The organism is Pseudomonas sp. LAIL14HWK12:I7 (assembly GCF_000483465.1).
Lineage (GTDB): Bacteria > Pseudomonadota > Gammaproteobacteria > Pseudomonadales > Pseudomonadaceae > Aquipseudomonas > Aquipseudomonas kermanshahensis.
Genome location: NZ_KI519606.1, coordinates 109,513 through 122,028, shown reverse-complemented (window position 1 = coordinate 122,028; position 12,516 = coordinate 109,513). Strand labels below are relative to the sequence as shown.

Annotated in this window: 13 protein-coding genes; 12 read left to right on the top strand and 1 reads right to left on the bottom strand. The window is 64.3% G+C overall.

Going from position 1 to position 12,516, the window contains the following annotated elements; translation table 11 throughout:
* The first annotated feature begins 59 nt into the window (after positions 1-59).
* The 3 genes from D886_RS0123365 to D886_RS0123355 all read left to right on the top strand — a co-directional run bounded on the left by D886_RS0123365 (position 60) and on the right by D886_RS0123355 (position 4,087).
* A complete protein-coding gene (locus tag D886_RS0123365; RefSeq protein WP_027596201.1) occupies positions 60-590 on the top strand; it encodes a sigma-70 family RNA polymerase sigma factor in 531 nt (176 codons plus the stop codon).
* 2 nt (positions 591-592) lie between these two features.
* Positions 593-1,540 carry a FecR domain-containing protein gene (locus D886_RS0123360; protein WP_027596200.1) on the top strand — a complete coding sequence of 316 codons (948 nt, stop codon included), beginning with the start codon at positions 593-595 and terminating at the stop codon, positions 1,538-1,540.
* Between the two features lie 96 nt (positions 1,541-1,636).
* Positions 1,637-4,087, top strand: a complete 2,451-nt coding sequence (locus D886_RS0123355; protein WP_027596199.1) for a TonB-dependent receptor — start codon at positions 1,637-1,639, stop codon at positions 4,085-4,087.
* A gap of 135 nt (positions 4,088-4,222) precedes the next feature.
* Here the strand turns inward: D886_RS0123355 and D886_RS0123350 are convergent, their stop codons facing one another.
* Positions 4,223-4,678 (bottom strand): hypothetical protein, encoded by a 456-nt coding sequence (locus tag D886_RS0123350; protein WP_027596198.1) that lies wholly within the window; start codon positions 4,676-4,678, stop codon positions 4,223-4,225.
* A 199-nt stretch (positions 4,679-4,877) separates the two neighbouring features.
* On the opposite strand from D886_RS0123350, the gene D886_RS0123345 reads away from it, so the two are divergent.
* The 9 genes from D886_RS0123345 to D886_RS0123305 all read left to right on the top strand — a co-directional run bounded on the left by D886_RS0123345 (position 4,878) and on the right by D886_RS0123305 (position 12,449).
* A complete protein-coding gene (locus tag D886_RS0123345) occupies positions 4,878-6,212 on the top strand; it encodes a lysine N(6)-hydroxylase/L-ornithine N(5)-oxygenase family protein (RefSeq protein ID WP_027596197.1) in 1,335 nt (444 codons plus the stop codon).
* A gap of 167 nt (positions 6,213-6,379) precedes the next feature.
* Positions 6,380-7,573 carry a PepSY domain-containing protein gene (locus D886_RS0123340; RefSeq protein ID WP_027596196.1) on the top strand — a complete coding sequence of 398 codons (1,194 nt, stop codon included), beginning with the start codon at positions 6,380-6,382 and terminating at the stop codon, positions 7,571-7,573.
* On the top strand, positions 7,570-8,109 hold the full coding sequence (locus D886_RS0123335) for a hypothetical protein (protein ID WP_027596195.1): 540 nt from the start codon (positions 7,570-7,572) through the stop codon (positions 8,107-8,109). Before D886_RS0123340 ends, D886_RS0123335 begins: the two co-directional genes overlap by 4 nt.
* Positions 8,106-8,426, top strand: coding sequence for a hypothetical protein (locus D886_RS0123330; RefSeq protein WP_027596194.1), 321 nt, complete (start codon positions 8,106-8,108; stop codon positions 8,424-8,426). Before D886_RS0123335 ends, D886_RS0123330 begins: the two co-directional genes overlap by 4 nt.
* A gap of 26 nt (positions 8,427-8,452) precedes the next feature.
* Entirely contained in the window at positions 8,453-9,022 is a 570-nt protein-coding gene (locus D886_RS0123325) for a DUF6162 family protein (protein WP_027596193.1), read from the top strand.
* A 16-nt stretch (positions 9,023-9,038) separates the two neighbouring features.
* Positions 9,039-9,941, top strand: a complete 903-nt coding sequence (locus tag D886_RS0123320) for a metal ABC transporter substrate-binding protein (protein WP_027596192.1) — start codon at positions 9,039-9,041, stop codon at positions 9,939-9,941.
* Entirely contained in the window at positions 9,938-10,687 is a 750-nt protein-coding gene (locus D886_RS0123315) for a metal ABC transporter ATP-binding protein (RefSeq protein ID WP_027596191.1), read from the top strand. The genes D886_RS0123320 and D886_RS0123315 overlap by 4 nt, the downstream gene beginning before the upstream one ends.
* Complete coding sequence (locus D886_RS0123310; protein ID WP_027596190.1) at positions 10,684-11,583, top strand: metal ABC transporter permease; 900 nt, start codon at positions 10,684-10,686, stop codon at positions 11,581-11,583. The genes D886_RS0123315 and D886_RS0123310 overlap by 4 nt, the downstream gene beginning before the upstream one ends.
* Entirely contained in the window at positions 11,580-12,449 is an 870-nt protein-coding gene (locus D886_RS0123305; protein ID WP_027596189.1) for a metal ABC transporter solute-binding protein, Zn/Mn family, read from the top strand. Before D886_RS0123310 ends, D886_RS0123305 begins: the two co-directional genes overlap by 4 nt.
* Positions 12,450-12,516 lie beyond the last annotated feature (67 nt).

The following is a 12,516-nucleotide window of genomic DNA, read 5'->3' as shown; positions in this document are numbered from 1 at the left end:
TGAAACAGTTTGCATAAAATGCGAACCATTAACATTTGCAACTCTTTCAGGCGGCATGGATGAGCACCCCGGACGTAGCCCTCAATACCCAAGTCACCCAGCTCTACCGCGCGCAGAGCAAGTGGCTGCACGGTTGGCTGACGCCCCGGGTCAACTGCACCCACCTGGCCGCGGACCTGGTCCAGGACGTGTTCGTTCGGGTGATGTCGGCCGCCGACGCTGCGGCCAAGCTCGAAGCGGTACGTGAACCCAAGGGCTATTTGGCCACCATCGCCCGTCGCCTGATGATCGACCACCTGCGCCGCGTGCACCTGGAACGGGCCTGGTTGCAGGTACTGGCCGAGCAACCCGAAGCGTTGGACATCTCGGCAGAACAGCGTGTTGCCCTGCTGCAGACGTTGTTCGAGCTCGATGCGATGCTGGCAGCGCTCGGCACCAAGGTGCGTGAGGCGTTCTTGCTTTCGCAGGTCGATGGCCTGCCCTACAAACACATCGCCACCCAGTTGGGCATCTCTGAAGTGACGGTGCGCCGCTACGTTGCCAAGGCGGCCGAGCACTGCATGATCTACAGCCTGACCCACGGCCAGTGAGCATGGCCCTGAGTACCGAGCAACTCGCGGCCCTGCGCCAGGCCGCGCACTGGTACAGCCAGCTCAACAGCGGTGAGGCGCAGCCCAGTGAGTACAGTGCCTGGCAGGCGTGGCTGAACGCTGCGCCGGTCAATTCCTGGGCCTGGCAGCAAGCCGAGCGCTTGCAGACACGCATGAGCACCCCCCATGCCCCAGCCACCACGCGGGTGTTGGCCGTGGCCGCACACGGCCGCCACGCCTCCCGCCGCCGTGTGGTCAAAGCCGGCCTGGTGTTGCTTGGGGGCAGTGCCCTGGGCTTGGGCAGCTATCGCGAAATGCAGCACTCGCCGCTGTTGCCAGACGTGCGCAGTGGCGTGGGCGAACAGCGCTGGCTGACCTTGAAAAACGGCAGCACGGTGCTGCTCAACACCGCCTCCTCCGTTGACATCGACGAGACCCGCGAACAGCCGTCGGTGCGGCTGCGCCAAGGCGAAATCATGGTCGAGGTGCCCGCGCAGCAACGCTGCAGCGTGGTGACCCGGCACGGCAGCGTAGAGGCTGGCCACAGCCGCTTTTCCGTGCGGCTGCTGGACGACGCCGGCAAGCTCGAGGTGTTTGGCCAACAGGCACGCGTGGCGCTTGCCGCTGGCCAGGCAATGGCGCTCAAAAGCGGCCAGACCTGCCAGTTCAATGGCCAGGGCTTTTCTGCCGTGCAGGCCTTGGCCAGTGCCGCAGACGCCTGGAGCCGCGGCTTGCTGATCGTGAACGACCAGCGCCTCGACACCTTCATCAACGACCTCGCGCGCTATCGGCCCGGTTGGCTGCGCTGCGCGCCCTCGGTGGCCGGCCTGCGCATCAGCGGCACCTACCGGCTCAATGACACCGACCAGATACTGCGGGCGCTGACCACGTCCCTGCCGGTGCAGGTGCAGGCCCGCACCCGCTACTGGGTCACCGTCACCGCCGCATAAAAAAATGGCCAAGGCCTGATCACTTTGCTGCGGCTCATCCGACTCATAGGTAACCCCAGCCCTGGCTGACTCTTTACCTTTCAGAGAACAACGACGATGACCTGCCGCTTCACTCTCAGGCCGTTCAGCGCGCCAGACCTGCGCACCTGCCTGTTGCTGACTGCATTGCTCGGTGGGCCAGGCGCAGCCTGTGCCGCGCAAGTGCATGACTACCACCTGCCGCAGGGCGACCTGGGCGAGACACTGACCCGGTTTGCCGCAGCGTCTGGCATCGTCTTGTCGTTCGACACCCAATGGACGCGCGGCAAACGCTCCCCCGCCTTGAATGGCCAGTACCCGGTGGACCAGGCTCTGCAGATGCTGCTGAGCGGCACCGGCCTGCAGGCCGTACAGGAAAGCGACGGCCGCTACTCGCTGCTGCAAACCCACCAACAGGGTGACGTGGTGGAGCTGGCCCCCAGCCGCATCGATGGCCAGGGCCTGGGCAACATCACCGAAGGCACTGGCGCCTACACCACCGGCGGTTCGACCACCGCGACCAAGCTGCCGCTGACCCTGCGCGAAACGCCGCAGTCCGTCAGCGTGATCACCCGCCAGGCGATCGACGATCACGGCTCGCAAGACATCGGCGAAGTGCTGCGCAATACGCCCGGGGTTTCGGTGCAGGCATATGACAGCGAACGCATGGAATACTCCGCACGCGGCTTTGCCATCACCAACTACCAGTACGATGGCGTCAACACCATCTATGACGGGGTCTATGACGAAGGTGCGACCCACGTCGACATGGCCGCCTACGACCGCGTCGAGGTCATCAAGGGCGCGACCGGGCTAATGACCGGCTCCGGTGACCCCTCCGCCACGGTCAACTTGATCCGCAAGAAGCCCACCCACGACTTCAAGGCCTCGATCACCGCCAGCGCCGGTTCCTGGGACAACTACCGCACCGAAGGTGATATCGCCGGCCCGCTCAACGCCAGCGGCAGCGTGCGCGGCCGCTTGGTCGGCGCGTACCAGGACCGCAAGTCTTACCTGGATCACTACAAACAGAAGAAGGACGTCTACTACGGCATTCTCGAAGCCGACCTGACGCCCGACACCCTGCTGACCTTCGGCATCGACAACCAGACCACCACGCCGCGTGGCGCTTCCTGGACTGGCAACCCGACCTACTTTGCCGACGGCAGCCGCACCGACTTTTCGCGTTCGCACAACCCAGGTGCCGACTGGAGCCGCCGCGACTTTCAGTCCACCACCTACTTCGGCTCGCTGGAGCAGGCCCTGGCCAATGACTGGAAGGTCAAGCTCAGCCTCAACCACATGATCAGCGACCATGACACCCGCCTGGCCTCGGCCAGCGGCGGCAACCCCAACCCCGCAACCGGCGAAGACATGTTCTTCTACTGGGGGCGCTGGGAAGGCCACCGTGTGCAGAACACCGCCGACCTGAATGTGTCCGGGCCCTTCACCCTGTTCGGCCGCCAGAATGACTTGGTCGCAGGCTTCATGACCTCGCATTCGCGCCAGACCGGCGACACCTTCGACGGCAGTGCCTTCGCCCAGGTACCGGGCTCGATCTTCGACTGGAACGGCAAGATTGCGGTACAGGACTTCCCGAAAAACGGCGACTACACCACCACCCAGAGCCAGAACGGCGCTTACGTGGCCACGCGCCTGAGGCCAACTGACAACCTGTCGCTGATCCTCGGTACCCGGGTCAGCACCTTCAAATACAACGACGACCAGGATTACTACCCGACTTCGTCCCTGGATGACACCCACGCCAGCTACAAGCAACACGGCGTCGTCACCCCGTATGCCGGCGTGGTCTATGACCTGGACGATACTTACTCGGTGTACGCCAGCTACACCTCGATCTACCAGCCGCAGGTGTACAAGGACGTCAATGGCGCCACCCTCGACCCGGTGGAAGGCGATGGTTATGAAGCGGGCCTGAAGGCGGCCTATTTCGATGGTCGGCTTAACGCTACCCTGGCGTTTTTCCGGATCGAACAAGACAACGTCGCCTCCTCCGTCGGCACCAACCCGGTCACCAACGAGGGCATCTACACAGCGATCGACGGCGGCACGACCCAGGGCGTCGAGCTGGAGCTGGCCGGTGAACTGGCCCCAGGCTGGAACATCACCGCCGGCTACACCTACGCCCGTACCCGCGACGCCGACGACAACCGCCTGTTCGGCTTCCCGCTGGCGACCACCAAGCCTGAGCATGTGGCGCGGCTGTTCAACACCTACCGGCTGCCCGGCGCGCTGGACCGTGTCACCGTCGGTGGTGGGCTACGTTGGCAAAGCGCGTTCTACGGCACTATCTACAGCCCGACGGCTGGCGACTACACGCGCATCAAGCAAGGGGGTTACACCTTGGTGGACCTGATGACCCGCTACCAGTACAGCGAGCACCTGAGCTTCACGGTCAATGCCAACAACGTGTTCGACAAGGTGTACCTGACCGGGCTGGGCAACTTCGACACCACCTACTACGGCGAGCCACGCAACCTGATGGTCACGACCCGCTGGGATTTCTGAGGCTGCTGGTGGTGTAGGAGCAGCCTTGTGCTGCGAAGAGGCCGGTGCATAAGGCCTAGATGTGAGGGGCCTGCACCGGCCTCTTCGCAGCGCAGGGCTGCTCCTACAAACAGCCCTAGGCCAGTCAGTTAGTGCCTAGGCCTGGGTGCTGACCATCCCACCCGCGCTGCTGCCACCGCTCTCTTGCAGCGCTTCGAGCAGTTGCGCGGTCGCCTGCATGATTTGCCCAGTCAGGGTGGCGATGCTGGCCTGCTTGGCGCTCACCGCTGCGGCTTTTGCAGTCTCTTCCATCTTCGATGCCATCAATGCGGCCAACTGCTTCTGCTCTTCAGCCAGCTGCTTTTGCAGTTCCTTGATCATCTGCCGCAACTGCTGCACCGCTGCCGACTCGTCGCTGCTCTCGCTGCCTTGGGCCGACTCCGCCTGGCCACCGCCACCCACCTTCAAGGTGTCGCCACTGATGCTCAAAGGCCCGCCTTTTTCGCTCTGCGCGGCCTGCTTGGCCTGCTCGCGCTCGGCGGCCGCCGCGGCGCTCATCGCCTGGGCGGAAACACCATTGATGTGGAGGTTACTCAAAGATATTGCTGTCATGCCGATTCCCTGCCTTCAGGTGAGTCCTTGCCTTGACCCCACTATCGGCCGCCGGAGGCAATTCTTTAGCCAGCGGTGACAAAACCCTGTAACCCCACCAGTAAATTCCCCCTCGCGTGGCTCGTTCCAACACATGTACTTGCGCAGGAGCCGGAGCCCCGGCGGGCGTCCACATTCGACCATTCAGGGAATCGCAGCCATGAGCCAGTCCTCACAGCAGGAAACAATCAAAGATCTGATCGGCGTGGGCTTCGGCCCTTCCAACCTGGCCTTGGCCATCGCCCTGGAAGAGCTCGCTCAGTCCCAGGGCCATGCCCTGGACGCGCTGTTCATCGACAAGCAAAAAGACTACCGCTGGCACGGCGAGACCCTGGCGACCCAAAGCGAGCTGCAGATTTCGTTCCTCAAGGACCTGGTCTCGCTGCGCAACCCCACCAGCCCTTACAGCTTCGTCAATTACCTGCACCAGAAGCAGCGCCTGGCCGACTTCATCAACCTCGGCACCTTCTACCCCTGCCGCCTTGAGTACAACGATTACCTGCGCTGGGCTGCCGAGCACTTCGCTACCCAGGCGGTGTATGGCGAAGAAGTGGTGCGTATCGAGCCCGAAGTGACGGCCGGCCGGGTCGAGCACCTGCGCTTGGTCTCGCGTGACCAACAAGGCCGCGAATACAGCCGCCGCACCCGCTCGGTAGTGGTCGGCAGCGGCGGCACGCCGAAAATTCCGGAAAAGTTCGGCGCCTTCAAAGATGACCCACGCGTCTTCCACCACTCCCAGTACCTCAGCAGCCTGAACAAACTGCCGTGCACTGAAGGCAAGCCGATGCGCATCGCGGTGATCGGCTCTGGCCAGAGCGCCGCCGAGGCCTTCATCGACCTCAACGACAGCTACCCGTCGGTCAAGGTCGACATGATCCTGCGCGGCTCGGCACTCAAGCCGGCCGACGACAGCCCGTTCGTCAACGAGATCTTCTCCCCAGGCTATACCGACCTGGTCTACAACGAGCCGGCCGACCAACGTAGCAAGCTGCTGGGCGAGTACCACAACACCAACTACTCGGTGGTCGACCTGAACCTGATCGAACGCATCTACGGCATCCTCTACCGCCAGAAGGTCGCCCACCAGTTCCGTCACAACGTGCTGTGCCGGCGCCAGGTGGAAGCGGTGGTGGCCACCCGCGAAGGCCTGGAACTGACCCTGCGCGACCTCGCCACTGGCCAGCACCAGACCCACCGCTACGATGCGGTGATCCTGGCTACCGGCTACGAGCGCCGCTCGCACCGCGACCTGCTGGCACCACTGGCGGGTTACCTGGACGACTTCAGTGTCGACCGCAACTACCGGGTACTGGCCAGCCCAGACCTGCAGGCGTCGGTTTACCTGCAAGGTTTCTGCGAGAACAGCCACGGCCTGAGCGACACCTTGCTCTCGGTACTGCCCGCCCGCGCCGCCGAGATCGGCCAGGCGCTGTACCAGGACCTGTCGCGCCTCAATGGCCGTTCGCAACCGGCTGTCGCCCTGACCAGCGCCTGATTCCCACCTTTACTCGCCGGCCTGTCGCCCTGCGCGAAGGCCGGCTTGTGCTTTCTGAAACATTTGCTTGCATTTAAAACGGCAGGATTTCCATTCTCATTCGTCTTTATAAGTGCAGCCCTCTTGGTTGGGCATAAGCTCGACTACACATTTCAGAAGACGATCAGATGGCCAAATCCCCGAAAAAATCCAAATCCAAGTTGTGGTTCCTGGTCCACAGCTGGCTCGCCCTCCCGATCTGGTTCTTCGTGCTGATCGTCTGCTTTACCGGCATGCTCGCCGTGGTCAGCCAGGAGATTGTCTGGCTGGCCAACCCGGACGTGCGCGCCAGCAAGCCTGACGGCGATGCCGAACGCCTGAGTTACCAGCAGGTGCTCGATGCCCTGCACAAGGCCGAGCCGGACATGGCCGTGGAGTCGCTGAGGCAGCCGGATGGCTCGCACTTCGCCCTGACCGCCGATGTGACCTTCCCCGATGGCACTAGCCCAACGCTCTACGTCAACCCATACACCGGGGCCATCCAGGGCAAGAGCCCGGACTTCAACTTCGAAGGCTTCACCCGCGCCTTGCATGGCTGGTGGCTGGTGCCCTTCACCAATGGCTTCAGCTGGGGTTGGTACCTGGTCTCGATACTCGGCCTGCCGATGCTGGCCTCGCTGGTCACAGGCCTGGTGGTCTACAAGAAATTCTGGAAGGGCTTCTTCAAGCCCGTTCGCACCGGCCATGGCTCACGCATCTTCTGGGGTGACCTGCACCGGCTGGCCGGGGTTTGGTCGATCTGGTTCATCGCGGTCATTTCCATTACCGGTACCTGGTTCCTGATCCAAGCGATTTTGTTCGACAACAACATCAGCATCTCCAGCCGACCTATCGTGCCGGTCATCGCCCGTGAGGATGTGCCGCAGACAGCCGATGGCAGCCAGGCACCGCGCATCGATGTGGATGAAGCGGCGCGCATCGCCGGCTTGGCGATCCCGGGCCTGGAGATCAGCTCCGTCTCACTGCCGGCTACTGCCTACAGCCATGTCACCCTGGGTGGCCGCGGCTGGTACCCGCTGATGTTCCAGTCGGCCGCCGTCAACCCCTACACCAGCAACGTCGACAGCCAGTTCCTGATCAGCGACCGCTCTGCCCTGGAGTTCGTCACCGAGTCCATGCGCCCCCTGCACACCGGCGACTTTGGCGGCCTGGCGATCAAGCTGATCTGGTTCTTCTTTGGCCTGGTCCTCACCCTGATGGTGTTCAGCGGCCTGTTGATCTGGACCAAACGCACCGCCCAGGCGACCGCCGCCGCCCTCAAGCGCAGCGAGCGTGCGCCACGCGCGGCCAGCCGTGAAACCACCGTGGAGATCCGCCCATGAGCCAGGCCAAGACCCTGCCCGCCAGCCCGCTCAAGCAGTGGTGGCTGAAATGGCGCTTCCACCTGAACATCCTGCTGATCCTCATCCCGCTGGGTTTCATGCCCAAGTACTTCGAAAACGCCAGGCTGTTCCGTGGCGACGCCGGGCTGGGGGCGAACGTGATCAGCGACATCCAGGTCGGCCCCTACAGCCTGAACTTGGCCGAACTGCGCGACGAGGCACCACGCGCCGACGGCCCCGCCGGCCATTTCAAGTCGTTCAGCGCCTCGCTGTGCAAGGCCTGCATCAATGACGTCAAGGCCGTCTACCTGCGCATCGGCAAGCCGCGCAGCCTGCGTGCTGCTGGCACCATTTTCTTCGGCGCGCCGTACCGCATGGGCACCAACCTGCTGATACCGCCGCGTACCCAGCCTGATGCACAGATCTGGATCACCCTCGAAGGCTGGGACGGCAGCATGCACCAGGCTTCGGTCCCCCTGGCCAAGGCATCGCCCGCCACCGTGGCCTGGCTCGAGAAACAAGGAGGCAAGAAATGAAACACCTGATGCGTAAGCTCGCCCTGCCCTTGCTGGTACTGGCCGCAGGCCCGGCCCTGGCCCACAACCCGATGTGCGAATGCGAAGAAGTGGCCAGCGGCCAGGTCAAATGCACCGGCGGTTTCTCGGATGGCAGCGGCGCCCCTGGGGTGACCCTGGATGTGATCGGCTATGACGAGCAGGTGCTGGTCGGCGGCAAGCTCGGCGACGACTCGACCCTCACCTTCAAACGCCCCGACGGTGAGTTCTACGTGCTGTTCGATGCAGGCCCTGGGCATGTCGTCGAAGTCGACTACGCCGACATTGCCCAGCCATGAACAGCCCGGCCATGAATAGCCCAGCCATGAACCGCGCCCAGGTAGTCCGCCCGGCCGGTGCCGGCCACGAAACCCTGTACGTGCTGCTGGTCAGCCTGCTGATCGTGGTGCTTGCCGCCACGGTGGTGATGCTGCGTGGCGAACGCGAGGACGAACAGACCATCGCCAGCCACCAGATCGACGCCCGCCGCGACCTGACCCCCGCCGAACAAGGCCTGTACACCGACCTGCGTGTGGCCTTCGACGAGATCCAGTTGCTGCGCGAGGAAACCGCCGCCGTGCCCAGCATACAAGCCCTGGCCGACGACGGCTTGCCACCTTTTGTGGTCGATGCGGGCAGCCAGAGCCGCGGTGGCCACCAGTGGTCGTGGCTGGCAACTGGCGCCTACCTGGGCCGCAGCCAGGCCCCTCAGGTGGCCGGCAGCCTGCTGCTGATTCTGCCTGACGACAGCACTGGCCAGCCGGATGTGTGGCTGCGCCGCGACAGCGCCGCCGTTACGCCGGACGACCTGGGCCACGCCGCCCTGATCGCCGCCGGCTGGCAACAGGTGGTCAGCCACTACGACGCCGGGGTCACCCGCGAACACCGTCACTGAACCCAAGGACTCCCCCATGTTCCGCTCCGCCCTCGCCCTGCTCCTGGCCCTTGCCCTACCGGCATTGGCCCTGGCCGATAACGGCAAGCCACTGCGCATCGGCATTACCCTGCACCCGTACTACAGCTACGTCAGCAACATTGTCGGTGACAAGGCCGAAGTGGTGCCGCTGATCCCGGCGGGCTTCAACCCGCATGCCTACGAGCCGCGCGCGGAGGACATCAAACGCATCGGCACGTTGGACGTGGTGGTGCTCAACGGTGTGGGCCATGACGACTTCGCCGACCGCATGATCGCGGCCAGCGAAAAACCCGGCATCGCCACCATCGAGGCCAACCAGAATGTGCCGTTGCTGGCCGCCACCGGCATCGCCGCGCGTGGCGCCGGCAAGGTGGTCAACCCACACACCTTCCTGTCGATCAGTACCACCATCGCCCAGGTCAACAACATTGCCCGCGAACTGGGCAAGCTCGACCCGGACAACGCCAAGTTCTACACGCAAAACGCCCGCGCCTATGCCAAACGCCTGCGCGCCCTGCGCGCCGAGGCCCTGGCCAAGGTCACCGAAGCGCCCAGCGCGACCTTCCGCGTGGCGACCATCCATGCGGCCTACGACTACCTGGTGCGCGACTTTGGCCTCGAGGTCACTGCTGTGGTCGAACCGGCGCACGGCATCGAGCCAAGCCCGGCCCAGCTGAAAAAGACCATCGACCAGCTCAAGGCGCTGGACGTGAAGGTGATCTTCTCGGAGATGGACTTCCCGTCCGCCTACGTCGAGACCATTCAGCGCGAATCGGGCGTGCGCCTGTACCCGCTGACGCATATTTCCTACGGTGACTACACCAAGGAAAAGTACGAAGTGGAGATGAAGCGCAACCTCGATACCGTGGTCCGCGCCATCCAGGAGAACCGCGCATGACCGCCGCCGCCCACCTCGCCGCGGCCAATGGGCCGCGCATCGAGTTTGCCGGCATCGACCTGACCTTGGGCCGCACCCGCATTCTCGAACAGGTCAGCTTCAGCGTGGCGGCCGGCAGCGTGCATGCGATCGTCGGCCCCAATGGCGGCGGCAAAAGCTCGCTGATCAAGACCCTGCTCGGGCAGATGCCGCACCAGGGCCAACTGACCCTGCACTGGCCGAGCCCCCACGAAGTGATCGGCTACGTGCCCCAGGCGCTGGAGTTCGACCGTGGCCTGCCGATGACCGTGGACGACTTCATGGCCGCCATGTGCCAGCGCCGGCCCGCCTTCCTCGGCCTGTCACGCCGCGTGCAACCGGCCATCGATGCCGCGTTGGCCCGGGTCGGCATGCTCGACAAGCGCAAGCGGCGCATGGGCGCGCTGTCCGGCGGTGAACGCCAGCGCGTGCTGTTGGCACAGGGGTTGATTCCCGAGCCGCAACTGCTGGTGCTGGATGAACCCATGTCGGCCCTCGACGAAGCGGGCATTCAGGTGTTCGAGCAGCTGCTGCACGGCTGGCGCCAGGCTGGCACCACCGTGTTGTGGATCGAGCACGACCTGGAGGCCGTGCTGCGCCTGGCCGACCGGGTCACTGGCCTGAGCCGCCAGGTGCTTTTCGACGCCCCACCCGCACAGGCCCTGACCCCAGAGCGCCTGCTTGGCCTGTTCTCCGTTCACCCGCGCAGCGAGAGCCTTGCCTCATGAGTTTTGAAGCATTTCGCCAACTGGTCCAAGAATGGGCCAACACCGGCTACCTGCCCGAGGCGCTGGCCTACGGGTTCGTGGTCAATGCCCTGTTGGCCGGCCTGATGATCGGCCCGGTGCTGGGCGGTTTGGGCACCCTGGTGGTGGTCAAGCGCTTTGCCTTCTTCTCCGAGGCGGTCGGCCATGCCGCGCTCACGGGGGTTGCCATCGGCATCCTGCTGGGCGAGCCGTATACCGGTCCTTACGGCAGCCTGTTCGGTTACTGCCTGCTGTTCGGCATCCTGCTCAACTTCCTGCGTAACCGCACCGGGTTGTCGCCGGATACGCTGATCGGCGTGTTCCTGTCGGTGTCCCTGGCCCTGGGTGCGAGCCTGCTGCTGATGCTGGCGGGCAAGATCAACGTGCACATCCTCGAAAACGTGCTGTTCGGCTCGGTACTGACGGTCAGCGCCCAGGACCTGGTGGTGCTGGGTATCGTCGCGGTGCTAGTGCTGGCGCTGGCCTTGCCACTGTACAACCGCATCATGCTGGCCAGTTTCAACCCGCAACTGGCGGCGGTACGCGGAGTGGCGGTAAAGACCCTGGACTACCTGTTCGTGGTACTGGTGACCCTGGTCACGGTGGCGTCGGTGAAGGTGATCGGGGCGATTCTGGTCGGTGCGCTGCTGGTGATTCCGGCAGCTGCGGCACGCCTGGTCAGCCAGTCGCTCAAGGGCTTTTTCTTCATTTCGGTGCTGATCGCCACGCTGAGCACCCTGCTCGGCATCTTGTTGCCGATCGTTTGCGACCTGCCGGTACCTTCCGGCGCTGCGATCATTCTGGTCGCCGGCATTTGCTTCGCCTTGGCCGCACTGGCCCGCGCGCTTGTTCCACGCCTGCAAGGAAACCCGGCATGAACCTGAAACAGCTGACCTTGGCACTGACCCTGGCGGGCCTGCCTTCGCTCTCTTTTGCCACGCAAGTGCTCACCACCTTGCCGGTGACCCACAGCCTGGCCACGGCCCTGCTCGACGGCACTTCGGTGCAGCTCAAGCGCGCAGCGCCTGCCAACCTGCCGGCCAGCCGCCAGCCTTCGTACTTCAGCAGCCGCGGCGGCGAAAGCCTGGCAAACGCCGCGCAACAGGCCGACGCAGTCATCGGGGTGCGCTCGATCTGGCGTGACGACCCGCTCTACCCGATGGCCCGGCGCAGCAATATCCGCATCGTCGAAATTGATGCAGCGCGCCCGGTGGACGGCGCCTTGCCAGGGATTGCGGTGACCGGCGACGACGCCTACGGCGCCTACCCGTGGCTGAACCCGACCAACCTTGGGCGCATGGCCGATGTGGTGGCCAATGACTTGGAACGGTTGTCGCCGGCCGACAAGGCGAAGATCCAAGGCAACCTGGCCGGCCTCAAGCGCCAGCTGCTGGAGCTGACGGCCAGCAGCCAGACGCAGCTGGCCGAGGTAGACAACTTGACCGTGGTCAGCCTGTCCGAGCGCTTGGGCTACCTGGCCAGCGGGTTGAACCTGGATGTGGTGGAGCAGGCGCTGCCGGCCGAGGGCAAGTGGGATGCGGCGGCGCTCAAGGCGCTAGGGGAAAACCTGAAAAGTCAGGACGTGGCATTGGTGCTGGACCATCGCCAGCCGGAGCCAGCGGTGGCTGAGGTGATCAAGGCTGCAGGGGCCCGGTTGGTGGTGGTGAACAGTGATGCCGATGATGCGGTGGCCGGGTTGAAGGCCAGTGTTGACCAAGTGGTTGGCGCCTTGAGCGAAAGCTGATGCCGCCTGTACTGGCCTCTTCGCGGGTAAACCCGCTCCCACAGGTCTCCGTCGGTGACGGGCCTGG

Excerpts from the sequence above, each read along its gene's own strand:
- D886_RS0123365 (WP_027596201.1), top strand. The coding sequence starts at position 60 with ATGAGCACCCCGGACGTAGCCCTCAATACCCAAGTCACCCAGCTCTAC.
- D886_RS0123360 (WP_027596200.1), top strand. The coding sequence starts at position 593 with ATGGCCCTGAGTACCGAGCAACTCGCGGCCCTGCGCCAGGCCGCGCAC.
- D886_RS0123355 (WP_027596199.1), top strand. The coding sequence starts at position 1,637 with ATGACCTGCCGCTTCACTCTCAGGCCGTTCAGCGCGCCAGACCTGCGC.
- D886_RS0123350 (WP_027596198.1), bottom strand. The coding sequence starts at position 4,678 with ATGACAGCAATATCTTTGAGTAACCTCCACATCAATGGTGTTTCCGCC.
- D886_RS0123345 (WP_027596197.1), top strand. The coding sequence starts at position 4,878 with ATGAGCCAGTCCTCACAGCAGGAAACAATCAAAGATCTGATCGGCGTG.
- D886_RS0123340 (WP_027596196.1), top strand. The coding sequence starts at position 6,380 with ATGGCCAAATCCCCGAAAAAATCCAAATCCAAGTTGTGGTTCCTGGTC.
- D886_RS0123335 (WP_027596195.1), top strand. The coding sequence starts at position 7,570 with ATGAGCCAGGCCAAGACCCTGCCCGCCAGCCCGCTCAAGCAGTGGTGG.
- D886_RS0123330 (WP_027596194.1), top strand. The coding sequence starts at position 8,106 with ATGAAACACCTGATGCGTAAGCTCGCCCTGCCCTTGCTGGTACTGGCC.
- D886_RS0123325 (WP_027596193.1), top strand. The coding sequence starts at position 8,453 with ATGAACCGCGCCCAGGTAGTCCGCCCGGCCGGTGCCGGCCACGAAACC.
- D886_RS0123320 (WP_027596192.1), top strand. The coding sequence starts at position 9,039 with ATGTTCCGCTCCGCCCTCGCCCTGCTCCTGGCCCTTGCCCTACCGGCA.
- D886_RS0123315 (WP_027596191.1), top strand. The coding sequence starts at position 9,938 with ATGACCGCCGCCGCCCACCTCGCCGCGGCCAATGGGCCGCGCATCGAG.
- D886_RS0123310 (WP_027596190.1), top strand. The coding sequence starts at position 10,684 with ATGAGTTTTGAAGCATTTCGCCAACTGGTCCAAGAATGGGCCAACACC.
- D886_RS0123305 (WP_027596189.1), top strand. The coding sequence starts at position 11,580 with ATGAACCTGAAACAGCTGACCTTGGCACTGACCCTGGCGGGCCTGCCT.